The 23,851-nt window shown below is 70.9% G+C and carries 16 protein-coding genes, 2 tRNA genes, 5 pseudogenes and 1 other annotated feature; of the genes and pseudogenes, 15 read left to right on the forward strand and 8 right to left on the reverse strand.

Going from position 1 to position 23,851, the window contains the following annotated elements:
• Nucleotides 1–80: 80 nt before the first annotated feature.
• A pseudogene (locus IEY75_RS02850) lies at nt 81–614 on the reverse strand (MauE/DoxX family redox-associated membrane protein); the annotation flags it as partial.
• A 17-nt stretch (nt 615–631) separates the two neighbouring features.
• Complete coding sequence (locus tag IEY75_RS02855; protein ID WP_189112541.1) at nt 632–1,237, reverse strand: sigma factor-like helix-turn-helix DNA-binding protein; 606 nt, start codon at nt 1,235–1,237, stop codon at nt 632–634.
• An 86-nt stretch (nt 1,238–1,323) separates the two neighbouring features.
• Between IEY75_RS02855 and IEY75_RS02860 the strand changes: the two genes are divergently transcribed.
• From IEY75_RS02860 to IEY75_RS02885, 6 genes are all read left to right on the forward strand, one after another.
• Nucleotides 1,324–1,959: a zf-HC2 domain-containing protein gene (locus IEY75_RS02860; RefSeq protein ID WP_189112542.1), complete on the forward strand. Its 636-nt coding sequence runs from the start codon at nt 1,324–1,326 to the stop codon at nt 1,957–1,959.
• Nucleotides 1,960–2,004: 45 nt separating this feature from the next.
• Nucleotides 2,005–3,705: a copper resistance CopC/CopD family protein gene (locus IEY75_RS02865; protein WP_189112543.1), complete on the forward strand. Its 1,701-nt coding sequence runs from the start codon at nt 2,005–2,007 to the stop codon at nt 3,703–3,705.
• Between the two features lie 33 nt (nt 3,706–3,738).
• Nucleotides 3,739–4,458, forward strand: a complete 720-nt coding sequence (locus IEY75_RS02870; RefSeq protein WP_189112544.1) for a DUF1775 domain-containing protein — start codon at nt 3,739–3,741, stop codon at nt 4,456–4,458.
• 148 nt (nt 4,459–4,606) lie between these two features.
• Nucleotides 4,607–7,963 carry a hypothetical protein gene (locus IEY75_RS02875; protein WP_189112545.1) on the forward strand — a complete coding sequence of 1,119 codons (3,357 nt, stop codon included), beginning with the start codon at nt 4,607–4,609 and terminating at the stop codon, nt 7,961–7,963.
• Between the two features lie 601 nt (nt 7,964–8,564).
• Complete coding sequence (gene orn, locus IEY75_RS02880) at nt 8,565–9,161, forward strand: oligoribonuclease (RefSeq protein WP_189112626.1); 597 nt, start codon at nt 8,565–8,567, stop codon at nt 9,159–9,161.
• Between the two features lie 198 nt (nt 9,162–9,359).
• A tRNA-His gene (locus IEY75_RS02885) sits at nt 9,360–9,435 on the forward strand.
• 96 nt (nt 9,436–9,531) lie between these two features.
• Here the strand turns inward: IEY75_RS02885 and IEY75_RS02890 are convergent.
• Both IEY75_RS02890 and IEY75_RS02895 read right to left on the reverse strand, forming a co-directional pair.
• Complete coding sequence (locus IEY75_RS02890) at nt 9,532–10,770, reverse strand: L,D-transpeptidase (protein WP_189112546.1); 1,239 nt, start codon at nt 10,768–10,770, stop codon at nt 9,532–9,534.
• A 210-nt stretch (nt 10,771–10,980) separates the two neighbouring features.
• Nucleotides 10,981–12,249, reverse strand: a complete 1,269-nt coding sequence (locus IEY75_RS02895) for a L,D-transpeptidase (protein WP_189112547.1) — start codon at nt 12,247–12,249, stop codon at nt 10,981–10,983.
• Nucleotides 12,250–12,456: 207 nt separating this feature from the next.
• Between IEY75_RS02895 and IEY75_RS02900 the strand changes: the two genes are divergently transcribed.
• Nucleotides 12,457–12,529: transfer RNA gene (locus IEY75_RS02900), tRNA-Lys, on the forward strand.
• Nucleotides 12,530–12,747: 218 nt separating this feature from the next.
• Here the strand turns inward: IEY75_RS02900 and IEY75_RS02905 are convergent.
• Nucleotides 12,748–13,041: pseudogene (locus tag IEY75_RS02905) on the reverse strand (tyrosine-type recombinase/integrase); the annotation flags it as partial.
• 55 nt (nt 13,042–13,096) lie between these two features.
• Between IEY75_RS02905 and IEY75_RS02910 the strand changes: the two are divergent.
• From IEY75_RS02910 to IEY75_RS02930, 5 genes and pseudogenes are all read left to right on the forward strand, one after another.
• Nucleotides 13,097–14,352 (forward strand): IS3 family transposase gene (locus IEY75_RS02910; RefSeq protein WP_373290188.1). Its coding sequence is split into 2 segments (ribosomal slippage): nt 13,097–13,391 and nt 13,391–14,352, totalling 1,257 coding nucleotides; the frame shifts between segments, so codons are not numbered across the junction.
• Nucleotides 13,378–13,509 (forward strand) — a sequence feature (AL1L pseudoknot). Its footprint overlaps the gene before it by 132 nt.
• 758 nt (nt 14,353–15,110) lie before the next feature.
• Nucleotides 15,111–16,632, forward strand: a pseudogene (locus tag IEY75_RS02915) (ISL3 family transposase).
• A gap of 263 nt (nt 16,633–16,895) precedes the next feature.
• The gene (locus tag IEY75_RS02920) at nt 16,896–17,609 is read left to right on the forward strand and encodes a hypothetical protein (RefSeq protein ID WP_189112550.1); all 714 of its coding nucleotides are present in this window, start codon (nt 16,896–16,898) and stop codon (nt 17,607–17,609) included.
• Between the two features lie 91 nt (nt 17,610–17,700).
• Nucleotides 17,701–18,525, forward strand: a pseudogene (locus IEY75_RS02925) (IS5 family transposase).
• A 20-nt stretch (nt 18,526–18,545) separates the two neighbouring features.
• A complete protein-coding gene (locus tag IEY75_RS02930; RefSeq protein ID WP_189112551.1) occupies nt 18,546–18,905 on the forward strand; it encodes a hypothetical protein in 360 nt (119 codons plus the stop codon).
• 166 nt (nt 18,906–19,071) lie between these two features.
• Here IEY75_RS02930 and IEY75_RS02935 read toward each other — a convergent pair whose 3' ends face one another.
• Together IEY75_RS02935 and IEY75_RS02940 are read right to left on the reverse strand one after the other, a co-directional pair.
• Nucleotides 19,072–19,734, reverse strand: a complete 663-nt coding sequence (locus tag IEY75_RS02935) for a DUF4360 domain-containing protein (RefSeq protein ID WP_189112552.1) — start codon at nt 19,732–19,734, stop codon at nt 19,072–19,074.
• Nucleotides 19,735–19,975: 241 nt separating this feature from the next.
• A complete protein-coding gene (locus tag IEY75_RS02940) occupies nt 19,976–20,623 on the reverse strand; it encodes a DUF4360 domain-containing protein (RefSeq protein ID WP_189112553.1) in 648 nt (215 codons plus the stop codon).
• A 1,279-nt stretch (nt 20,624–21,902) separates the two neighbouring features.
• Here IEY75_RS02940 and IEY75_RS02945 point away from each other — a divergent pair.
• The 3 genes and pseudogenes from IEY75_RS02945 to IEY75_RS21575 all read left to right on the forward strand — a co-directional run.
• Nucleotides 21,903–22,430, forward strand: a complete 528-nt coding sequence (locus tag IEY75_RS02945) for a hypothetical protein (RefSeq protein ID WP_189112554.1) — start codon at nt 21,903–21,905, stop codon at nt 22,428–22,430.
• A gap of 354 nt (nt 22,431–22,784) precedes the next feature.
• A complete protein-coding gene (locus IEY75_RS21205; protein ID WP_268244320.1) occupies nt 22,785–22,907 on the forward strand; it encodes a hypothetical protein in 123 nt (40 codons plus the stop codon).
• 63 nt (nt 22,908–22,970) lie between these two features.
• Nucleotides 22,971–23,441, forward strand: a pseudogene (locus tag IEY75_RS21575) (SCO6045 C-terminal-like domain-containing protein); the annotation flags it as partial.
• A gap of 40 nt (nt 23,442–23,481) precedes the next feature.
• On the opposite strand, the gene IEY75_RS02950 reads toward IEY75_RS21575, so the two are convergent.
• Nucleotides 23,482–23,851, reverse strand: a 370-nt coding sequence (locus IEY75_RS02950; RefSeq protein ID WP_189112555.1) for an outer membrane protein assembly factor BamB family protein, incomplete at its 5' end; no start/stop codon positions are given.

The raw sequence follows: 23,851 nt of genomic DNA on the forward strand, positions 1-23,851 counted from the left end.
TGTCGGGATGTGCGGTGTGGATCGTCGTCGCTGTCCGCCCACCCGGCCGGGGGCACGGCGGCGCCGGTCGGGAGCTGGGGGTCGCCGCGCAGCCAGTTGTCCGCGGCCAGCCACCCGCGCGGCCAGCGCAGGAGGAAGGCGCTCATGGCGAGGAAGCCGGCGTCGCGCAGCAGGTCCGCCAGGTAGGACGGGGACTGGCCGGCCGCCAGCTCGCCGCCGCCGCCGAAGCAGCCGCAGTCGATCGTCAGGCCCTTGCTCCAGGCCCAGATGATGCCGCCGACGAACGCGAGCAGCATGGCGGTGGACAGCGCCGCCGTCAGCCGCGTGGCGAGTCCGGCCAGCAGGAGCAGGCCGACGCCCAGCTCCACGAACGGCAGGACCGCCCCGACGGCCATGGCGACGTCGTAGGGCATGAGCTGGTAGGCGTGCACCACCCGCCCGGAGTGGTCCAGGTCGCCGACCTTCGCGCCGCCGGCCACCAGCCACACCGCGGTGAGCCCGAGCCGGACGAGGACGGTGAGCCAGGGCTGCGCGAGCCTCCAGCGACCGGCGGCGGACGCGCGGTCGGGGGCGGGGGTACCGGTCACACTGGTTGGTCGTTCGTGGTCGGTCATCGGTTCCCCAGGTCGAGTTAGCTGGCGATCGCCTCCGCGTGCGCCGCCACCAGGTGGATGCGCGCCCGCGCCACCCGAGACCGGATCGTACCCACCGGCACACCCTCCACGCTGGCCGCCTCGGCGTACGACAGCCCCAGCACCTGGGTGAGGGTGAACGCGCTGCGCCGGTCCTCGGGCAGCCGGCGCAGCAGGTCGGCCGAACTGTACCCGCCCGCCGGGTCGGGCGCCGGGGCGCTCGTGGCGGCCGCGCCCACCAGCCGGTCGAACAGCCGGCGGCGCCGGGTCAGCGCGCGCAGGTGGTCGGCGCAGGTCCGGCGCGCGATGCCCAGCAGCCAGGTCCGCGCGGTGGAACGCCCCGCGAAGTCCGGTAGCGCCCGGAACGCCCGCAGGTACGTCTCCTGGGTCAGGTCGTCGGCGGCGCCCGGGTCGATCAGGGCGGCGACGAACCGCCACACCTCCGCCTGGGTCGCCCGGACGAAGGCGGCCTGCGCCACCGGGTCGCCGTCGCGGGCGGCCAGCGCCCACTCGGTGGCCGGGTCCGCCGGCCCGGGCGGCGGCGCGGGGACGCCGGCCGGCCCCGGGGCGGGGACGTCCGCGGCGGGGAGCTGCCAGGCGACCATGGCTGTCGAGACTACGCGGCCGCCCCCGCGGCGTCGCCACCCACACCGCCGGGAACTTTCCGACGATGGTCGGCGACTACCCACCCATGAGCTGTGCACAGATCAGGGAAGGGCTGTCGGCCCGCCTCGACGGCGAGTCCGACGGGTACCCGGCCGGCGTGGTCGACGCGCACCTCGCCGGGTGCCCGGCCTGCGCGTCCTGGCTCACGCGGGCCCAGCGGGTGACCCGCGTGGTGCGGATCCGACCCGCCGCCGTACCCGACCTCACGGCCTCCGTCCTCGCGGCGGTCGCCGCCGACGCCCGGTCGCCCCGGCCGGCCGGGGCGCTGCCCGGCTGGCGGCAGATCCTGCGGCTGGCGGTGGGCGTCGCGGCCTTCGGCCAGCTTGTGATCGCCCTGCCGGCGCTGCTGCTCGGCGGCGCCGGGCTGACCGGCGACCTGCACACCGGGCGGGAGATGGCGTCCTTCGACGTGGCCCTCGCCGTCGGGTTCGCGCTGGCGGCGTGGCGGCCGCAGCGGGTCCGCGCGGTCCTGCCCGTGGCCCTGGTGCTGGCCGCCCTGCTGGCCGGGACGAGCCTGGTCGACCTGGTCCGCGCCCAGGCGGCCCCCTGGCAGGAGGTCGGCCACCTGGTGACCGTCGTCCAGGCGGCCCTGCTGTGGGCGCTGGGCCGCGCCGAGCGTCACCGCGCCCCCGCCGCCGCGACGCGCCCGGTGGCCGTCTGAGCCGACGCGACTTGCGCCGGCCACCCGATCAGAGAGCATGACGGCATGACAGATTCCACCCGGTCGCTCCCGCGCGGCCCCGGTCCCGCGCCGCGCGGGCCGCGGCGCGGGCTCCGCCGCGTCCTCGCCCTGCTCGGCGCGGCCGCGGCGCTCGCCGTCGCCGCCCTGCTGCCCGCCACGCCGGCCAGCGCCCACGCGACGGTCGTCGGGACCAACCCGAAGGCCGGTTCGGTGATCCCCACGGCGCCGGCGCAGGTGACGGTGGAGTTCAGCGAGCCCGTCTCCATGGTGTCGGAGAAGATCCGGGTGATCGGCCCCGACGGCAAGCGGCACGACGCCGAGGACCCGCGGACCGAGGGCAGCCGGGTCACCATCCCCATGCGCCCGGACGCACCCAACGGCACCTACCTGGTCTCGTACCGGATCATCTCGGCGGACAGCCACCCGGTCCCGGGCGGCTTCACCTACAGCGTCGGCGCCCCCTCGGCCAACCCGCCGAAGTTGACGGACGCCGCCGCCGAGGTGGACCCGTGGGTCCGCGGGGCGGTGTCGCTGAGCAAGTTCGCCGGGTACGCCGGCCTGGTCCTGGTCGTCGGCGCCACCCTCGTGCTGGGGCTGCTGTGGCCGCAGCGCCTGGACCGCCGGAGTCCGACCCGGCTCGCCTGGTGGGGCCTCGGGACGGTCGCCTTCGCCACCGTGCTGGCGCTGGTGGTCCAGGCGCCCTACCGGTCCGGCCGGGGCCTGTTCAGCGTGTCAGCGGCGGACCTGCAACAGGTCCTGGCGAACGAGTTCGGCACCGGGCACCTGATCCGGCTCGGCGTCATCGCCGCGGTCGCCTTCCTGCTGCCGCCGATCCTGGGCGGCCGGGCGACGAAGGTCGACGCGATCCCCGCCGTCGTCCTGGCGATCATCGGCATGGGCACCTGGCCGATCTCGGGCCACGCCGCCGCGTCGGTGCTGCCGTACGTCTCGGTGATCGCCGACTCGTTCCACGTCGCGGGCGCCGCCATCTGGATCGGCGGCCTGGTGATGCTGTTCGGGTACCTGCTGCGCCAGGCCAACGAGGTGGAGCTTGGCGCGATCCTGCCGATCTGGTCGCGCTGGGCGATGCTCGCCGTCGCCGCGGTGGTACTGGCGGGGACGGTCCAGGGGCTGCTGGAGGTCAGCAGCCTGGACGGGCTGTTCGGCACGGCGTACGGCCAGCTCCTGCTCGTCAAGATCGTGCTCTTCCTGCTGGTCGTCGGCGCGGCCACCTACGCCCGGCGGCTGGTCGACGAGGCCGGGACCGCGGCGGCGCCGCGCCGGCTGCGGCAGGTCGTCCTGGCCGAGGTGGTCGGCACCGTGCTGGTGCTCGGGGTCAGCTCCGTGCTCGTGCAGACCGCCCCGGCCCGCAGCGCCACCGCGGAGGGCGAGCTGGGCGCGGGCCTGCCGTTCAGCGGTACGGCCGTCACCTCGCTGTTCACCCTCCAGGTCGAGTTGAGCCCCGCCCGCCCGGGCCCCAACGACCTGCATCTCTATGCCTACACCGCCGACGGCCAGGCGAAGAACGTGATCGAGTGGAAGGCGACCGCCACGCTCCCGTCGGCGGGGGTCGAGGAGGTGGCGATCCCGATGGTGAAGCTCACCGACAACCACGCGAGCGGGCAGTTCTCGCCGCCGACCGCCGGGCAGTGGCGGATGAAGTTCACGGCGCGCACCTCCGACATCGACGAGGCAACCGTGACCGTTACGGTGCCGGTCTCGTAACAGGTCTCGTAACACCGAGGAAAGGGAAAGTCCATGCTCCGTCTCCGCTCCGCGCTCCCCGCGGTGCTGCTCGCGGCCTCGGCCTCGGCCGGCGCCGTGCTGCTCGCCGGCGGGCCGGCCCTCGCCCACGTGACGGTGAGCGCCGACAAGCCCGTCCAGGGCGGGTTCGCCCGGGTCGGCGTCCGCGTGCCGAACGAGAGCGCCACGGCCCGCACGGTCAAGCTGGAGGTCACGCTCCCGACCGACCAGCCGATCGCCTCGGTCGCCACCCAGCCGGTGCCGGGCTGGACCGCCGCGGCCGTCAAGGGTGCGCCGGCCAAGCCGGTCAACTCCCACGGCCGCGAGATCAAGGAGGTCGTCACCAAGATCACCTGGACGGCTGTCGGGGCGGGCGGCGTGGCGCCGGGCGAGTTCCAGGAGTTCCCGGTCTCCATGGGGCCGCTGCCGCACGCCGACCAGCTCGTCTTCAAGGCGGTGCAGACGTACTCCGACGGCACCGTCGCCCGGTGGATCCAGGAGTCGGCGGCCGGTGCGGAGGAGCCGGAGAACCCGGCGCCGGTGCTGCGGCTGGCCGCGGCCGCCGAGGGCGACGAGCACGGCGACGGCGCCGCCAAGAAGGACGACCACGACAAGTCCTCCGGCAGCGGCGCCGCGCTCGGCTTCGGGATCGCCGGCTTAGCCCTGGGCATCGTCGGCGCGGTGCTCGGCGGCCTCGCCCTGGCCCGCACCCGGCGCAGTACGCCTGCCGCCTGACGCCCACCGTCTGACCGCCGCGGACCCCGCACCCGTCGAGGGGCGGGGTCCGCGCGTGCACGCGGGAAGGGTTGTGAGCTATTTGGGGTGATTGGGACTTTCGTGGGTTGTATGTTCCGCTCTGTACTTGCTACAGGGGGGAAGTACTATGCGGGTGCTGCGGACGGTCGCGGGAATACTGCTGCTCGTGGTCGGGATGCCGATCGTGCTGGGCGGCGTCGCGTTGGTCATGATCGGCGGACACCGGGGGGCCGGGGGTGCGTTCACCGCGCCGGTCCAGCGGATCGACACGGCCGGGTACGCACTGCTGGTACCCGACCTGGACGGCCTGCTCGGCGCGCAGGCGCCGTTCGCCCGGGTGGACGAGACCCGACTGCGCATCGTCGCGCGGACCGCCGCCGGTCCCGCCTTCGTCGGTCTCACCACCGACCGCCAGGCCGCCGACTACCTCGGCCCGATCCGGCACACCCGGCTCAGCGAGGTGCGGCTCACCCGCGGCGAGCTGCCCACCCGGGTCAACTACCTCAGCGGCGCCGCGGTCCCGGTCGCGCCGCCCAGCGCGCAGGGCTTCTGGACCCGCGCGGCCACCGGCGCGATCGACGTCACCCCCGCCGCGCACCGCGGTTCCGCGATGGCGCTGGTGGTGATGGCACCCGACGGCGGACTCCCGCGCCACATCTGGCTCACCGCCGAACTCCGGCCCGGCTGGCTCGACTCCACCGCGTGGGGCCTGGCCGTCCTCGGCCTGACCCTGCTGGCCTTCGGCGTCCTGCTGCTGGCCTGGCCGGCCAAGCCGCGCGAGGTCGTGTACGTGGTGGACCCCCAGCAGGTCGCGGAGGTCGCGGCGCACCTGGGCATTCCGCTGCCGCCGGCCGAGTCGCTGTCCGGCCGGTACGCGGTGGCCGTCCCGGACCCGGCCGCGCCGGGGCCGGTCGCGCCTGTCACCGCCGCACCGTCCGAGGGCGCGTCCTCGGCGGAGGCGTCGTCCGCGGCGCTGTGCGCGGACGCGGGCGCTTCGGGGTCGGGCGTTTCGGGGTCGGGGGCCTCGGGATCGGGGTCCACCGAGGCGGGGGCGACCGGCGGCGCGGGGAGCGGGCGGGTGGCGGCGGTACCTCCGCAACCTGTCCCCGCCATCTTGCCGGGCGCCTACTCCCCGTTGATTAAGGCCACGACCGGCTCCGGTGGCTCGGCGTTCTCCGGCCCGGCGTTCTCCGGCGTGGCGCCTGCCGCGCCGCGGGTCCCCTCGTCCGCGACGATCACGCCGCCGACGGCCTCGACCGCGGATCTGCTCGCGCCGCCCGTAGAGGAGGCCACCGCGCCGCCCGACGCGGAGAGGCTCCTCCGCGCCGCCGGTTCCGCGGAGCCGGCGGCCGACGAGTCGCCGGCCGTCGCTGCGGCGGTGGTGGCACCCGGATCCGCCGCACCGCGCGAGGGGGAGCTGCCCGACGGCGCATCGGTCGACCGCACCGGCGACCGCGACGCCTCGAACGGCCTCGGCTTGGCGAACAACCTCGACATGTCGAACGACCTTGACATGTCGAACGACCTTGACATGTCGGACGACCTTGACATGTCGGACGACCTTGGCAAGCCGAGCGACCTTGGCAGGTCGAGCGACATCCGAACGTTGAGTGATCTCGATGCCTTGAGCGGTCGGGGCACGTTGACCGATCTGGGAACGCTGAGCGACCTTGGCTTCGTCGACGAGGTCGACGGGCCGAGCGATCCCGACGGTGCCTACGGGCTCGGTGCGCCACTCGGTGCGCAAACCCCGGGTGACTTCGGCGGCGTCGGCGAGGACCGCCCAATGGCATCCCTCACGGTGGCCGACCCGGGTGCCACCGTCGACCCGGGTGCCGCGGCCGACGCTGCGGCACCCGGCGGCAGGACACCCGGCAGCGCCCCTCCCGCTGTTCACGCCGCCGACAACGTGTCCGGCGACAGCTCGATCACCAACGCCGGCGTCACCGGTGTCGCTGGCGCGGCCGCGGCGGACCGCGTCCCTGCGGTGACGGGCGCGACCGCGGTGAACGGTCCGTCCGAGGGCGGCGAGACAACCGCCGATGAGGAAATGACCGCGTGCGTTGAAGCGAGCACGGCCGATGCTGTGGGCGCGATCGCCGCCGCCGGGCCACGCGCGGTCGACCTGGTCACGCCGGTCGGCGCCTCCGGCGATACGGCGGCCGCCGACGGCGCCGAGCCGGGCTGCGACGCGGCGGTCGGTGGGGCGGCGGGACCTTCCCACCTGTCCCCGGCAGTCGACGCCGCTCCAGGTCTGCCCGGCGCACACCTTTCCGGAGCGGGCTGCGCCGGACTGTCCGACCTGGAGGACGACCGCGCCGCGCCGACGGGAACGGTTCTCGATCAGGGACCTGTCGCCGCCGACCCGGGCGGTACCTCAGCGGCAACCGCGGTGTCGGCCACCCCGGCCGACCTGTCCGCGGACCAGAGCGAGGACACGCCGTACTCCCGCGCAACCGCGTCCGCGGACGGCGCCGCCGCAGGCGCCGAGCAGTTCGCCGATCCCGTGGACCTCCTGACGGACTCCGCCGTCCTGGATCCGGCCGCCCCGCTGCGCGCGTACGCGGTCGCGGCCGGTTCGGATGACCCGCCACTGGCGACGGCCGCCCTCACCGCCATCGGCTCCCACCGCCACCCGCGCGCCGGCACCATAACGGAGGCGGCCCCTGACGCGATGACAGCCTGTGCGGCGAACCCCGACACCGCCGGGACCGCCGAGGCGAAGGAACCCGGCGCGGAGAATTCCGTGGTTGCCGCCGTGGTTGCGGACCCCGTGGTTGCGGACGCCGCGGTTGCCTGTGTCGATCCCGTGGCCGCAGATGCCGTGGCCGCCGGCAGCGCCGGCGAGGCCGTCGTGAAGGCCGAGTCGTCCCCCGCCACGGCCGACCCGGCGCCGTCCGAGGTCGGCGCCCTTCAACCCGCCGCCGAGGTGTCCCGCCCTGCTCCACGTCAGCCCCGCGCCGCCCGTGCGGTACCGCCGGCCGCCGACCAGGACGCCCCGGCCGGCAGCGGCCAACCGGACTCCCCGACCGACCCGCTCCGTCTGACACCGGCCACCGATCCGGCGGGCGACGCCGCCCCGACGGTTTCGCCGTCGACCGCCATCGCCGCGCTGCCCGGCGCCGTCCCCGCGGTGGCAACGGCCGCCGCGCCGACGGCGGTTTCGCCGCGGCTCGTCGGCCCCCGGCCGGGCCCGGCCGAGCCGGACGGCGCGGTGCTGGTGACCGCCGAGCCCCCCTCGTCGGCGCCCCGCGCCTCGCAGGACGCGGCGCCCCGGGCCCCGCAGCACGACGACGTGCCGCCCGCACCGGCGCCCGCCGCCGTACCGGCCCCGAAGCGGCGTGTCCCCGGAATGCCGGCCGACACCGCCGCGGCGCTCGCGGCGGTGGCCGAGCTGATGGGGCCGGGCCGGGCGACCGCGCGACCCAAGCGTGCCCCCAGGAAGCGCGCGTCCCCCCAACCCGCCATCGACACCACTCCATGAACTCTTCCGGCCTATCCGTCGGCCTGGTGGACGCGGCAGAACTCCGGTCGCCCGTGGACTTCTGCTGCGTCCACCCTGCGGAGAACAGCAATCAACGGGCGGCGGAGCCGATGTCGACGGGCGGACGGCAGTAGCGCGAGGGCGGGTAGCCCGCAGTGGCGGGCGGGCGGCGCTGCGGTGCCCCGGACACGGCTGTGGCCCCCGCGTCTGCCATCGCGAGGGCCACTGCGCCGTTCGGCCGGAGCACCCTGCCGCGTCTGCCGTCGCGGCGTGCCGGGTGGCGGCCGATGGCGGTGCGACCCACGCGTCTGCCGTAGCGGGGTCGCTTCACCGGGGGAACGGTGTGCCGGAAAGCTGTCGACGGACGTACGGCCAGGTGACTGTCGGGCTACGGATGGTGCACCTGTCCGGGAAAGTCCGGTTAGATGGAACCATAGCCCAATAGGTGTCGGCCGAACAGTCCTGTAATTTTTCGGCAACCTGTGATAGCGGCCACGTTCGGAGATGGGTGCGCTGTGGGCGGCGGGCGTTTGCTCGGCGAATCCCAAGGCGGCGGACGGTCGGCAACGGTACGTGGGGGAGGTGTCGGCTGAGTAGGCTGATCGCCGTGGCTGATCTTCTTGTCTGGATCGACTGTGAGATGACCGGGCTCGACCTGCGCGGTGACGCGCTCATCGAGGTCGCGGCGCTGGTGACCGACCCCGACCTCAACGTCCTCGGCGACGGCGTCGACGTCGTGATCTCCGCCGACGAGGCGCAGCTCGCCGGTATGCCCGAGGTGGTGCGGGACATGCACGCGCGCTCCGGGCTCACCGAGGAGGTCCGCGAGTCCACCGTGAGCCTGCGCGACGCCGAGCGGATGGTGCTGGACTACATCACCGCCCACGTCCCCGACCCCCGGACCGCCCCCCTGTGCGGCAACTCGATCGCCACCGACCGCGGCTTCATCGCCCGGGACATGCCGACCCTGGACGCGCACCTCCACTACCGCATGATCGACGTCTCGTCGATCAAGGAGCTGTGCCGGCGGTGGTACCCGCGGGTCTACTTCGGGCAGCCGCCCAAGGGCCTGGCGCACCGGGCGCTGGCCGACATCCGGGAGAGCATCCGCGAGCTGGAGTACTACCGGCGCACGGTCTTCGTCCCGCTGCCGGGCCCGGACGTCAGCGCCGCCAAGGCGATCGCCGCCGAACTCTGACAGTGCGGATTCAAGGGCGGACCTGCCGCCGTCCATGCCCCGCCCGAGCCCGGGTCCGCCCGACCCTGCCGGTCGACCTGCCCGGACCGGGTCCCCGGCCGCGGACGGTGCCCGGAGGCGGTTATGATGGGTCGTCGCCGCGGCGGTAGTACTGCGGCGTGCGGTCATGTCGCAGGTTCACTCCGGCGCTGACGCATGGTGGTCGTAGCTCAGCTGGTAGAGCACCGGGTTGTGGTCCCGGGGGTCGCGGGTTCAAGTCCCGTCGATCACCCCATGCGAGAACGGCCGACCCCCGCGGGTCGGCCGTTCTGCCGTCTTCCGAAGTCGCCCACGGCCACCGGCGCGCCCGCGGGCGGCCGCGCCGGCCAGGTCAGCCCTTGACGGGCAGCGCGCTCCCGTTGGCGTACTGCGACCAGCTCACGTTCCAGTGCGTCCACCCGTTGCCGGAGCGCAGCGGCACCTCGGTGCCCTTGACCGTCACCGGATCGCCGATCTTGGTGAGACCGAACAGCCACTTGGCGTTGGCGGGGGACATGTTCACGCACCCGTGCGAGACGTTGCGCTTGCCCTGGTCCTTCACCGACCACGGCGCCGAGTGGATGAACTCCCCGCCCCAGGTCAGCCGCTGGGCATAATCGATCTTGGTGCGATACCCCTCCTTGGGGCCCAGCTCCTCGAACGTGTCGAAGACCGTCTTCGCCAGCTTCTCCATCACGACCATCGTGCCGTACGACGACGGGCTCTTGGGCTTGCCGAGGCTGACCGGAATCTTGCGGACCACCGCCCCGTCCTGGGTCACGGTCATGGTCTTCGTCCTGTTGTCCACGTTCATGACCACGGCCGAGCCGATGTTCACGTGCACCTTGAGGTCGTTGGCCCCGTACCAGCCGCCGCCCAGCGGCAGGCCGCGCAGCGCCACCCGGTACGTGATCCTGGATCCGGCCTGCCAGAAGACCTTGGGCCGGTAGTGCACGGTCTGGCCGTCCTGCCAGCTCCAGGCGCCGGCCTGGACCGGGGACGAGGCCACCGCCATCCGCCGCTGTACGTCGTCGCGCTTCTCCTGCGGGATCGTCCGCCCGAACCGGATCATCAGCGGCATCCCGACGCCGACCGTGGCGCCGTCGCCCAGGTGGCTCGTGGCGCTGACCAGCGTCGAGGGCTCCTTCATCACAGTGAACGACGAGCCGGCGGTGGCGGTCTGGCCGTCCGCGCCGGTCACGGTGACGGTGGCCGTGTACTTCGTGCCCCAGCGCAGCGGCCCCGCGGGCACCCAGCGGCCGCCGTCCCCCGAGAGCTTGCCGGCCACCGCCGCGCCCTTGGCGTCGGCCACGGTGACGGCGGCCTTGTCGGCCAGTTCGGTGGTGAAGGTGACCGGCGTCATCGGCGGCACGTTGACGGCGTCCGCGGCGGGCGCGGTCACGACGGCACCGAGGTGGGGGCCGGTGGGCGAGGCGGCGGGGGCGCCGGCCCCGGCACCGCCGCTCTTGCCGTCCCGGCAGCCGGCGGCGGGGGCGGTCAGCAGGGCGGCGAGCGCCACCGCGACGATCCCGCGAACGACCGGCCGCTGCGGACCTCGTCCGCCCGGCACGCTGATCTCGTCGCTGCGCATCGGCTCCTCACCTGCCCTCGGTCGCACCAACCCGGGCTGCCCGGCCGGATTCCCGCGTGGGCTGTCCCCGTACCCGCGGCAGGCCGTTCCCATGTGACGGGCGGGACCTACCTGGGGCGGGGGCACCCCTGGCGACAATGGTGCCTCACGTCCGCCAGGTCTGGCGGCCCACAGGGCGCCAGGTGCAGCCGAACCGACGGGGCTCCACTCTCACATTCGGGAGTCAACCGAGTGAACTGAGTTCCGCGGCTCCACCTTTCGGTCAGCATTTCGCAGGGCCGCGGGCACCGGGAGGGCGCTGGCTCTGACGTACTCCCGCCAGGTCAGGTTCCACGGGGTCCAGCCGTTGCCGTGACCGATGCGGCGCTCGGTGCCCCGGACGGTGACCGGATCGCCCACGAGGGTCTGCCCGAACAGCCAGGAGGCGTTGTCGGGGCCGACGTTCACGCATCCGTGTGACACGTTGCGGTACCCCTGGTCGCCCACCGACCACGGCGCGGAGTGGATGAACTCCCCGCCCCACGTCAGGCGCTGGGCGAAGGCGATCCGCGTCCGGTAGGCCTCGCCCGGCGGCAGCTCGTCGGTCGTGTCGAAGATCGTCGACGCGAGTTTCTCCATCACCACGAGCGTCCCGCTCGACGACGGGGTACTGCTCTTGCCCAGGCTCACCGGCATCGTCCGCACCACCTTGCCGGCGCGGCGGACGGTCATCCGCTTGGTCCGGTTGTCGACCGCCATCTCCAGCTTCCGGCCGATCGTGACCGTCGCCCGCCGGTCCACGGCCGCGTACCGCCCGTTCGACAGCCGCATACCCGCCAGCCCCAGCCGGACGGCGAGCTTCGTACCCGGCCGCCAGTAGGTCGGCGGCCGGTAGAAGACCTGGGAGCCGTCGCCGACCCAGTGCCAGACCCCGGGCTGCGCCGGCGTGCTGGTCACGAACAGCCGCCGCTGCACGGCGGCCCGGTCCCGCTGGGGCACGCCGGGAATGAACTCCACCGCCACGGGCATCGCCACGCCGTAGGTGTTGCCGTTGAACAGGTACAGGCCGCTGCCCTGCTCCGGCGCGTCGGGTCTGCGTGCGGCTGTGGTGAAGGTCGTCCGGGCCTGGGCGGTCCGCCCGTCGTCGGCAGCGGCGGTGACCACGGCGGTGTACTCCCGGCCGTAGGCCAGCGGGGCGCCCGGTACCCACGTCGGCCCCTCGGGCCGCAGCGCCCCGGGAACGACCGTGCCCTTGTCGTCCACCAGTCGGACGCTGCGCACGGTACCGCCGGCCACCTTCGCGCCGATCTCCGCGCTGACCGGAACCCCGGTGGCCCGCGCCACCGGGGCGGTGACGGCGACGGTGAGCGGCGGTAGCGACGGGCTCGGCGACGCGGCCAGCTCCGCGGACCGGCCGACGCTGTCGCAGCCCGCCAGCGCCAGCGGCGCGACGGCCGCCAGCAGGACCACACCCGCGTGGCTCCGGCTTACGTGGATCATGTCTTAACCCTTCCGCTACTACACACGGGTGGGATGCCGCCACGGTTCGCTCGGCCTGAATGATCCGAAGCGCCTGATTCGAACATATTTTCTGGTTTGAGGGGTTTTACGGGCTGCGCGACGCGCCCGGCAGATGCCCAAGAGTGATGCGGGCCGGGCTGGGGTGGCTCGCGGCGCGCATGTTAGGGTTTCCCCCGTTGTCAGCGAGCGCCGCTAGCTCAACTGGCAGAGCAGCGGACTCTTAATCCGCGGGTTCGGGGTTCGAGTCCCTGGCGGCGCACAGACGTAAACAGGCCCTGACCTGGGAAAACTCCCGTGGTCAGGGCCTGTTTTTGTCGCATGTGGATCTTTGTGTGATCGACGTGTGATCGACGGTCGGGGACACCCCTGTTCGGGCCGGATGTGGGGTGTCGCCGGGTGGCTGGCGGCGTGATCTGCCCATCAGCGGCCTGTGGGCCGTGGCCTGGGGTTCTGCTGTGGGTTGGGGGTGTGTGCCCGTCAGCCGGCTATGCGGCCCTCGGCCACTGGTAGGACTCGGCGGGGGATGATCGCGGCGGTCTTCTCCGCGGCGGCGGTAGCGATTTCGGGTAAGACGCTGGCGTAGGTGTCGGCGGTGACCTTGTATGAGGAGTGCCGCAGCATCTCTTGCACGGTCTTCATGTCCACCCCGGCGGCTAGCGCCAACGTCGCGGCGCCGTGGCGCAGGTCGTGGAGCCCGATCGGCGGCAGGCCGGCCTGTCGGCCCAGGTGTTGGAAGTGGTCGGTCACGTCGGCGGGGTGCAGCGCGGCCCCGATTGAACCGCCCTGGGTCTTTCGGAGGGTGTGATGTAGCAAGGAGACTGCTGTCATGCCCGCCCCTCGGAAGTTTGATGATGAGACCCGTGCTCGTGCGGTCCGCTTGTATCAAGATCGGATTCGGGAGAACGGGGACTCGAAGGTCGAGGCCCGCCGTCAGGTCGGCGCGCTGCTGGGAATCAACCCGGCGACGCTGCGTAACTGGATCGAGCGTGACGAGGTAGACACCGGCATGCGACCCGGGATCCCGAGCGAGGTGGATGCCGAGGTCAAGGCCCTACGCCGGCGGGTCGTGGAGTTGGAACGGGCTAACGAGATTTTGAAGACGGCGTCGGCGTTTTTCGCCCAGGCGGAGCTCGACCGCCGACTCAAGTGATCGTGTCGTTCATCGACCGGTACCGCCGTCGGTTCGGCGTCGAGCCGATCTGCGCCGTGCTCACCTTGCATGGCTGCTCGATCGCGCCGTCCACCTACTACGCCCGCCGCGGGTGTCGGGTGAGCCCGGCGGTGTTGGCCGAGGCGTATCTGGTGAACACGCTGGTGGACCTGTTCGTGGCCAACCGGCGGGTGTATGGGGTGCGTAAGTTGTGGCATGCGATGCGCCGCGCCGGCCACCAGATCGGCCGTGACGCGGTCGCCAGGTTGATGCGCATCGCCGGGATCCGCGGCGCGGTCCGCGGACGCCACCGGATCCGCACCACCGACAGCGACCGCACGGCGGCGCGGCATCCTGACCTGGTCGGCCGGAACTGGGCCGGCCCCAGCGCACCCGATCAGCTGTGGGTGGCCGACTTCACCTACGTGTGGACACTGGCCGGGTTCGTCTACGTCGCCCTGCTCACCGACGTGTACTCCCGCCGGATCCTCGGCTGGCGCGTGTCCACGTCGAAGGCCACGCCCTTGGTGACCTCAGTGCTGGAACAAGCGGTGTTCACCCGGCGTCGCCACAACATGCAGTTCACCCCGACGGGGCTGGTCCACCACTCCGATGCAGGCAGCCAATACGTTTCGTTGGCCTTCACCGAAGCTCTGGTCGAGGCGGGGATCGCCGGGTCGATCGGTAGTGTCGGCGACGCCCTCGATAACGCCCTGATGGAGTCCACGATCGGGCTGTACAAAACCGAGCTGATCGACAACCACCACCGCACCTGGACCGGCCGGGCCGAAGTCGAACGCGAAACCGCCGCCTGGGTCCACTGGTACAACACCAGCCGACTGCACTCAGCAACCGGCTACACCCCACCCATCGAGTTCGAACACCACCACCATCCCCACCAACCGGCCACCCAGCACACCGCCGCGGCCTAAACCAACCCCCCGGCCGATCCAGGACGGTTCACTCCTCCTACAAAGTCACCGCAGACACCTACGCCAGCGTCCTGCCTGAGATCGCCACCGCCGCCGCAGAGAAAACCGCCGCGATCATCCCCCGCCGAGTCCCATCTCTGGCCGAGGACCGCACGGCCGGCTGACACCCCGCCCACCTCACAGGGGTAGGCAGCACCCAGCACCACCGCACGACGGGTCGTAGGTGGGCAACGAACGCTACAACCGGCCCGAACCGCGCCCCGGATCCCCTGCCAGGGGGTGTCCCGAACCGTCGATCACACGTCGATCACACAAAGATCCACATGCGACAAAAAACATGCCCTGACCACGAGAGTTTTCCCAGTTCAGGGCATGTTTACGTTGGTGCGCCGCCAGGGACTCGAACCCCGAACCCGCGGATTAAGAGAATGCTAGATTGGCGTTAGCTGATGTCACGTAGTGATGCCCGATGCCATTCAAATCGCAATACTAAGCGCCACCATGCCCTTGGTTACCATCCAGTGTCGCCCTGTGTCAGGACCGTCGATCACACGTCGATCACAGCAGCAGGTGCACCGCTGCCGACCAACGACCGCCGGAGCGCCAGTAGAACGTCCGAACATGCCGAGATCCGGATGTCCGTCAAGACCGTCAACCGGTGAGCTGAACCGCATGTGAACCCGGCACGCCTCGCGGTGGTGACCCTGGTCCTTTGTGGCGGGGGTCATGCGGAAGGCTGACGGCGGTGCGATCTTGGCTTGATCAACGCCCTGCTGCCGGAGCTGTCGTCGCTGGTCATCCGTGATGTGATCGCCCAGGACGGGGTCGTTAGGGTGCTCGCGCGGACGCAGGTGCGGCCGGTGGCGTGCCCGCTGTGTGCCCAGCCAACGAGGCGGGTGCACGCCTATCACCGTCGGCAGATCGCCGCCCTGCCGGTAGCTGGTCGCGGCGTCGTGGTCGACGTGCAGGTCCGGCGGCTGCAGTGCTCGACCACGCAGTGCCCGCGGCGAACGTTCCGGGAGCAGATGCCGCTGCTGGCGGGCCGGTGGGCGCGACGGACCCGGGGCTTGAGCGCTCTGGTCGGTGACCTTGCGGTCATCATGGCAGGTCGGGCTGGTGCGGCGGTGCTGCAACGTCTTGGTGTCCGAATTTCGCGCTGCACTGTGCTGCGCGTGCTGCTGGGCCTGCCGCTGCCCGAACAACCGTTCCCGGCGGTGCTGAGCGTTAATGACTTCGCGCTGCGTCGTGGCCGCCGGTATGCGACGTTGCTGATCGACGCAGTCACCCACCGCCGAGTCGAGGTGCTGCCCGACCGCAAGGCGAACACCCTCGCCGCATGGCTGCGCGAGCATCCCGGAGTGCAGGTCGTATGCCGGGACGGATCCGCCGCGTACGCCGAGGCGATCCGCACCGGAGCACCCCGGGCAGTCCAGGTCAGCGACCGTTGGCACCTGTGGGCGCACCTGGCCAAGCAGTCGAGAAGACCTTGATCGCCCACAGCCGCTGCTGGCGCGACGGCCTGATCCGACCTGACCAGCCACTGGATGACCACACCCGCGACCGTCACCGGGCCGTCCACGCGTTGCTCGGTCAAGGCCACGGCCTACTGGAATGCGCCCGCCGCCTCGGCTGGGCCCTGAACACCGTGAAGCGCTACGCCCGCGCGGCATCGGCCGAGGAACTGAAACGCCCGCCGCGCTACCGCCACACCCTGGTCGACCCGTTCCGGGATCACCTACGTCGCCGACGCGCCGAAGACCCCGCCGTGGCGGTCACTCGACTACTGGCCGAGATCCGCGAACTCGGCTATACCAGCAGCGCTAACCTACTGGTCCGCTACCTCAACCAGGGCGCGCGGACACGGCACGCAAACCACCCTCGCCGCGCCGGCTGGTCTCGTGGCTAATGACCAGCCCCGCTGACCTGCCGGCCGGCCACCGGGAGCACCTGGAGGATCTCCTCACAGCATGCGCGCACCTGACTGTTCTCGCCGAGCGCGTCACGCAGTTCGCCGACCTACTCACCGGCCGACGCGGCGAGGACCTCGACGCCTGGATAAGCCTCGTCGACGCCGACGACCTACCAGCCCTGCACAGATTCGTCCACGGCCCGCGAAGGGACCTGCCCGCCCTCGTGGCTGACCTGATGCTGACCTACAGCAACGGACCGATCGAAGACGCCAACACCAAGGTCAAATTCCTGAAGCGGCAGATGTACGGCAGAACCGGATTCGCACTACTCCGCCAGCGGATCCTCCTCACGCAGCCCCACGCTGCGTGAGGACCGGATGTGTGCCAGAGTCTTCATCGGACACTACCAGTGTCGGATATCTCACAGACCGTGATGATGATCGATCTGCTGGTCGGTGGACGTCATTGTGGTGCCTCCCCCACAGTCATGCCAGGTCCTCCGTCCAGATCAGGCGTCGCCTTCGCCAGGGTCGCCGTGTGCACGATGCAGGTGGTCAACTGGCACGCGAGGGACTTGTCGGATTGCCGACACATGCAGCGGATGCGCCTGGATGAGCCGGTATAAGTTCCGGTATGGACACGACAACGCACAAGATCACCGGTTTGCGCCGCGCACTTCGGACGGTCGCCGGAGGCGTGGCGGTGGCTGCGGCAGTGGTGGCGGTAGCACCGGCACCCGCAGCGGCTCGGCCGGGCGCAGGCGAAATGACCTTCGGCGAGGTTCTTTGGCGCGGCGAGACACTTGACTCCGAGTGCAACACGACTCCCGGTAAAGTGAGCCTGCGGTCTGATGGCACGGTGGCGGCGGACTGGACTCCGACCGATTGGAAGGTGCCCAACGCCAACGGCCCGCGCTACATTCACGGCTGCTTCCTGGTGATCTCGGTTACCACGCCCGCCGGCTACACCTGGGCGGTCGACGCACCTGTCGCTCGCGGCACGCTGAAGAAGTCTGAGGGGGGACTACAGGCATCGGTTAAGGTGCAGGCAACCGTCGGCATGCTGCAAAGCACCTCCAACGGAATGGACTGGCGGCCGTACGAGCCCGGCAGTCGTGCCACCTATTCCCTCACCGATCAGTCGTCTCCCTCTGAAGGCCCCTGGGTAACCCAGCCGGTCGGTGACCAAAGCGCGGTCTCCCGGCCTTGCAATACCACCAAGGACCTCCGGCTGCTCATCTATACGCAGTACCTGGTCACCGTAGCCGGACAGAAGCCTACCCACTTCACCAACGATGGCGGCGGACAGCCGAACGTCCAGGCTAGACTCAAGCTCGCGCCCTGCTAAACGGCATCATCGATACACATCGGTACTAAGACCGTGTGTCATTTGGGGGTGTTGGCTGGTCTGGTCGCTCGTTGATGTGGGTGTGAGTGACGTGGAGAAGTACTGCCCGGATGCGTTGTGGCGGTTGGCCGGTCCGTTGTTGCCGGAGCATCCGAAACGGCATCAGTGTGGTGGGCGGGCCCGTACCGACGACCGGGTGGTGCTGGCGGCGATCTTGTACGTGTTGGAGTCGGGGTGTGCGTGGCGTAAGTTGCCGGGATCGTTTCCGGTGCACTGGCGTACCGCGCATCGCCGGTTCGCCGAGTGGGGCCAGCAGGGTGTCCTGGCCGCGTTGCACCGGGCGGTGCTGGACGTGCTCGGCGCCGCGGGCGCGATCGACTGGACGCGGGCGTCGGTGGATGCGATGCATGTGCGGGCGGTAAAAGGGGCGACCTGATCGGGCCCAGCCCGGTGGACCGGGGCAAGCCCGGCTCCAAAATCCATGCGGTGGGTGACCGGCAGGGCCTGCCGCTGCACGTGGTGGTGTCCGCCGCCAATGTTAACGATCATCTGCTGCTCACCGACGTGGTCGACGGGGTGGCACCGGTGCGGCAACCGGTCGGGCGGCCGCGGCGTCGGCCGGGCAAGCTGCACGCTGACAAGGCCTATGACTACCGGTCCTGCCCGGCAACTGCTGGCCCGGCGGGGCATCACTGCCCGGATCGCCCGCCGGGGCATCGAATCCTCGACCCGGCTCGGTCGCCACCGGTACGTCATCGAGCGCAGCCTGGAATGGATCAGCCGGTTCCGGCGCCTGGCCCGCCGCTACGAACGCAAGGCTTCCCACTTCCTCGGATTCCTGCGTCTGGCATGTGCTGTGATCTGCTACCGCCGCGCGGTCAAACTGAACCTGTTGAGCAGCACCAAACCCAACTGACACACAGTCTAAGGATGATCATGGGATACGAGTACGACGACTGTCGGCTCTTCGTGGACGTGTGCGGCGATATCTCGGACGTCCGGGAGGCACTGGTACGTACTGGACGGTACGCCGCTATCGGGCAGTCGCTCGTCCACCGAGGGGCGTTCGTCGACGTCCGGCGGAACAAGAGCACGCCGGACGGCCCCGACCGGGCCGCCGTGCTCGCCGAATATGGTGAGTGGTTTGGCTGGCCGGTCAGCGTCGAGATCTGGCGGGGGGAGCCCGGCGAGGTCCCCGACGCCGACATGGTGACCGCCGCCCGGGAGGTCCGCGATGATCTGCTCGCCCTCGGTGCGAGGGTGATGGTCATGGCCGACTTCGCCGACGAGTTGTAGTAAGGCAAATCTGGGATGGTCGCGGTGGTAGACCGCGACCATCCCAGATGTGCTGACGATTCCACCGCCCCGACCGGTGACGTCGCGCTTCTGGCTCGTGCCGACGCTGGTGAGGTGTCGCTGTGTTACCTGCGTGATGTTCGGTTGTGCCCTACGCCTCAGGCGGTTAGCACTCGCGCCACGTCAGGTGGAACTTCTCGCCGATGTCGACGTGCGGGGAGGCCATCGCTATCTGGTCCATGGTAGGTCGCACAGTGTCGCCGGAGTCGATCGACATGACGGTCTCAAGGTCCCAGCGCCGGGACTTGCCGCACTCACCGAAGGTCGGCGGGTCGGCCTTCAGCTCGTGCGCGTACATGCCGTCCATCGGGCCGGCGAGATGGCGGGTGCCCCCCAGCGGTTCCGCGGCACCGGTGACGGTGTGCACCTTGGTGTGCCGCGCGGTGGTGCCGGCGGCGAGGGTGGCGAGACCCCGCGAGTTGGCCGATTCGAGTGCGAAGGTCCAGCCGGACCGGTAGCTCATCGTCAGGGTGATGTGGCAGCTCTTGCGCGCCTGCGGGACCCAGGTCGTCGTGCCGTCACCGGCTGGCACGGCACCGGACTTGACCACGAAGCCCCCGTACAAGATGTCCATGGCCTTGTTGCCGTTGGACAGGATGAGGCTGGTCTCCTTCTTGGAACAGCCGGTTCCGTCGAGCCGAACGTTGCTGATCTTGACATCAGGGTCACGCGGCGTGACGCGGACGGCGGTGGCCGGCAGGGCGGTGCCGGCGAGGACGGCGGCGGTGGCCGCCGCGACGACGATGGCGTGCTTCATGGTGTCCCCCATTTAGAGTTGGCGGTAGTACGGCCATTGTGCGGCGGCTTCAGGCCACATTGTGTGGCGCCTCATCCCCGCGGACTGGTCGCGCGTGATCGTGCTCAGGAGTCCCTCGCGCCTCCGTGACATCGGGCCGGACGCCGAGTGTTCAGCGGGTGCCCTCAGGCGGTGCACCCGCCCACATCACGGCGCCACACCGATGACCCAGTACCGGCCCGGCGGTTCCCGTGGGGACGCCGGGCCGAGCGGTTCAGCAGAGCTTCCATTCCAGGCTGGCGGTCGTCGAGCCGATGGTCATTGTGCTCAGGGAGTCGCGGTTGGCTTTGCTGGCGTCGACCTGAAGTTTGGAGTTGATGTTCAGCGCCCGGGTGTTGCCGCACTCGGACCAGCTCGGTGTATCGACCTTGTCGAAGTAGCTGTAGGTGCCTGGGCGCGTTGCGCCTGTCACGTTGTAGAACCCGCCGGTCTCGGCGGTGCCGGCGAAGTGGTACGCGCCAATGTGCCGGCCGTTGGCGTCTCGGGCGATGTCGGCGTAGCCGCTGCCTCCCGCCTCGGTCACCGCGAAGCTCCAGCCCTCGGAGTAGGTCAGCCGAATGTTCGTCTGACAACTTCTGTTGGCCTTGGAGACCCAAACCAAAGATCCGTCGTCGTTCGGGACCTGCCCGGCCTCAGCTTCGAAAGCGGGGAATTCCACGGTGAGCCGCTGCCCGTTGCTGTCCAGTTGCACCCTCGGCTCCTTGCCCTTCTGACAGCCTGTTCCGGTGGAGACAACCTCGCTGATCTTCACTTCCGGCGGGTTGCCTGCGGTGGCGGCCTGGGCTGGTACCGCTTGTCCCGTGAGCGTCAGGACCGCGGCAGCGCCGAGGGTGCCCAGCGCGGTGAGTCGGATCGAGTTCATAGGTGCCTCCTTGAAATTATGTCGACATGGCCGCATCGAAGGAACGGCCATGGGCCGGAAGGAGACACACGCGTCCACGACCCGGATCTGTAGCGTCCCCGTTGATCCCGCCACGGTCCACTTTGTCAGTGCATAGTGCCGCGTCGTATCGGCCATCCGGTGGAGTCGTCCCGGTCGATCGCACCGCAGGGCGTTGCCACGCCTCGTGCTCCGCCACCCCGGATGAGGGTGGCTGGACAGCCTCGCCGGAGCGGAATAGGCATGAACGACAAGATCGGGCAGTCCGGCGCGTCCGGGTGAGGCGCTGTCGGGGTGGAACTGGGCGGGCACTAGGCGGCGAACCTGAGTGTGGCGGGGTGGATCCGGCAGGGACCCAGCCGTCACACCGGTGTCGCTCTTGCCGGGCAGTCTGCAGTCGCGGCGGTCGGCGCGCAACCCTTCCATCACGCCGAGGCCGGACAGCGCATATGGGGCCGGCGCCAGAAGATCCGGTGCCTTCGACAGCGAAGATCAGATTTTTCGCGGCGAAGGCGGCAACCCAGTCCGGGAGTTTTGGTAGCCGCCTCGGGCGGCCGGAACGAGCGACGTCGAGGCGACCGCCGATGTCGTCCAGGGTGACAGCGACGTGGACGTGCTTGTGGGTGTCAACGCCGATGACGACTCGACGCGGCTGGGGTCGGGGTTCATGCTTGACACTGTGATCCACTCCAGCATGTACCAGGGCGAACGGGATTCGTGACGCTGGCCGGCCGGGTGGACGGGACTGTGACGGACCTGCTGCGATCAAGCTCTGATGAGGTCACTGCCGGACCAGCCGCACCACCGGTGGTACACCAGCCAGGCAGACGACAGGTCGACAGCAAGGACACCCAACCGCGGGGTTAGTCGTAGGCAGGGGTCAGGCCGCCCGGAGGTATCTCGAAGTCTCACAGTCAGGCTGCCGCTCGCCGATCCCATGGAGCCAGCCGTCGGTGGGCCATGGTCTGCCCCCGAGCCGAATCGGGGTGTTGCCCCGCGGCACTCGTGGCCGGCCCGGCGGTAATGGTGAGGGAGCCGTCGGCGGATGACCGAGCTGTACGGGCTGGCCGGGTGTCTGGCATCCGACAGTTCGGTGTCACCGGAGTGTCTCTCGTCCTAGGCTCCGGTCACCTGTGATTGACGCCCAGCTCGCACCGTTCACACCCATGAAAGGTGATGTTCCATACGCCATGTCGGACTGTTATCCGCCGCCCTCGCCGTCTCAGCTGCTGCGGTTCTGGCCGGCGTACCTGCCGTTGCCGTGCCTGTTGTCGACGATCCGATCCGGGTTGGCCCATTCTCGGGTCGCGGGCCGTCGTGCTCGGGCCCGGACCTGCGGGTCTTCATCGTCGGTGACCGCCTGGTCGTCGACCACGAGTGGTTCCGCGCCGAACTCGGGCCCATGTTCGACCCGCCGAGGAAGCGCGCCGATGTCACCTGCACCGCCACGATCCAGCTCGACGCAGGCCCGGGGCGCCGAGTCGTCCTCGACGACGCCACTCACACGCAAACCCGGCAGATCTCGCCGCGCTCGGAGTTGCGGAGCACGGCGACGGTCGAGTTCGGCGGCGGCACAGCACCGTTCGACACGACTGTCAGGACGGCTGCGACGCCAGTAAGTGACGACGTAGTGCTGCCCCAGTCGTTCCCGGCGCCGCTGACCGGGGCATGCGGCCGCGCCACGCTGAAGCTCACCTCGCAGATGGTCTTCCAGACTCAGGACGCCACCCAGCCCAGCGGCGTGAGGTGGACCGAAAGCCGGCTAGGTGCCCGCACGGTACCCTGCTGACTCGGCGGCACCACGAGCGGAAGAGCCACGCATGGGCAAGGGTCCAGGCGGCCGACACTCTTGAGGGAGCTGCCTGGGCTCGACCCGGTTCCTCGATCCACTCGGGTTGGGTTGGGTCTTCACGCGGCCGCGGGGCGAGGAACTGTTGTTCGTAGTCGATCGGGCGCAGGTTGCCACCGGCGGCGGGTATTGCGCCAGGCCTTAATCCACTCGGAGATTGCATTGCCAACTACTGCCCGAGGGTCCAAGCCTGGCGGTTGAATAGTTGGCTGCATGGTGCCGAAGGACGACTCGACCATGCACTAGTCGTAGCGGTCCCCGGCGCTGCTCATCGAGGATATGTCGCCTTCTGCGTTGAACCGGCATCGACTGGTCGCCAAGCTGGGTGCGGCGCGACGGGCGGTACCGGCCCGCGGCGGCACTGCGCGGCAACTGGATGCCATCGACGCCGCCAGCGGCCACCCGGTGATCATGTGAGCGACGGCCTGGGGGCGCGGCAGGCCGCCTGGTCGCCGCGCTGACGGGCGCGGGGCCAGGCCGGCGGGCTTCGACGCGGAGCGGTTCGCCGCGGCGCGGGCGGCGTTGGCGGGCACGCGCGGCGACGCCATCGCGGACAGGTGGCCGGAGGTCGCCCGCGACTGCGGCCCGCGGTGGCGGGACCTATTCGGACAGTGGGCCGTAGGGCGGCCCCCGCCGGCGCATACGCCGACGGGTGGGGTTCGCCCGGCAGTGGCTGGCGACCGGCGCGCTCGTTCCGCCGCGGTCGAACTGGCAGTGGCCGCTGCCCGCCACGGCAGGCCGGGCCACGTCCAGCGTTTCACCCGTTGGGTACGGGCGGGCGGGGCCGCCGTACTCCGCGTGGGTCGGCGCGTCTGGCTGGTGCGCCGCCCCTGGCGGCCGCACGGGTGGGGCGCTGGATCCGCGCCACGGTCCGGGCATGATGGCGGCCCGGACTCCGACCCTACGGACGCGGACAGTCGCTCGATGGGTGCTCGGTCGAGGCCTTACTGAGTCCGGCGCGGCGGTGGGGAGGCCGCGCCTACCCACGGCGCTAGGGCAACGGGTAGGCGCAGACGCTCGACCCTCCCGTGGCGGCGTAGATCCAGGAACCGTCGGTGACGGCGCCGCGGTCAATCTTCCACGCCGGCGCCGTCTGGACGCCGGTGCGCAGGTCCAGCGGGTAGACGCGCTCGTCGGCGACGACGGCCAGGCGGTCGGCCACGACCATCAGGTCCAGGCTGGGGAACGGTGCCGGGCCGACCCAGCTCCAGCGTGCCTTGCCGGTGGCGGTGTCGACAGCCTGGATGTCGCCGGTGCCGCTACCGGTGTAGGCGGTCGGTCCGTGGACCAGCAGTTGGCGGGTACCCGGCGGGGTCGGCGCCTCCCAGCGGATGGCACCGGAGGCGGCGTCGAAGTGGCGC

The organism is Pilimelia terevasa (genome assembly GCF_014647915.1).
Classification (GTDB): Bacteria; Actinomycetota; Actinomycetes; order Mycobacteriales; family Micromonosporaceae; genus Pilimelia; species Pilimelia terevasa.

Coding starts and splice junctions, on each gene's coding strand:
- IEY75_RS02855 (WP_189112541.1), bottom strand. CDS start 1,237: ATGGTCGCCTGGCAGCTCCCCGCCGCGGACGTCCCCGCCCCGGGGCCG.
- IEY75_RS02860 (WP_189112542.1), top strand. CDS start 1,324: ATGAGCTGTGCACAGATCAGGGAAGGGCTGTCGGCCCGCCTCGACGGC.
- IEY75_RS02865 (WP_189112543.1), top strand. CDS start 2,005: ATGACAGATTCCACCCGGTCGCTCCCGCGCGGCCCCGGTCCCGCGCCG.
- IEY75_RS02870 (WP_189112544.1), top strand. CDS start 3,739: ATGCTCCGTCTCCGCTCCGCGCTCCCCGCGGTGCTGCTCGCGGCCTCG.
- IEY75_RS02875 (WP_189112545.1), top strand. CDS start 4,607: ATGCGGGTGCTGCGGACGGTCGCGGGAATACTGCTGCTCGTGGTCGGG.
- IEY75_RS02890 (WP_189112546.1), bottom strand. CDS start 10,770: ATGCGCAGCGACGAGATCAGCGTGCCGGGCGGACGAGGTCCGCAGCGG.
- IEY75_RS02895 (WP_189112547.1), bottom strand. CDS start 12,249: ATGATCCACGTAAGCCGGAGCCACGCGGGTGTGGTCCTGCTGGCGGCC.
- IEY75_RS02920 (WP_189112550.1), top strand. CDS start 16,896: ATGGACACGACAACGCACAAGATCACCGGTTTGCGCCGCGCACTTCGG.
- IEY75_RS02930 (WP_189112551.1), top strand. CDS start 18,546: ATGGGATACGAGTACGACGACTGTCGGCTCTTCGTGGACGTGTGCGGC.
- IEY75_RS02935 (WP_189112552.1), bottom strand. CDS start 19,734: ATGGGGGACACCATGAAGCACGCCATCGTCGTCGCGGCGGCCACCGCC.
- IEY75_RS02940 (WP_189112553.1), bottom strand. CDS start 20,623: ATGAACTCGATCCGACTCACCGCGCTGGGCACCCTCGGCGCTGCCGCG.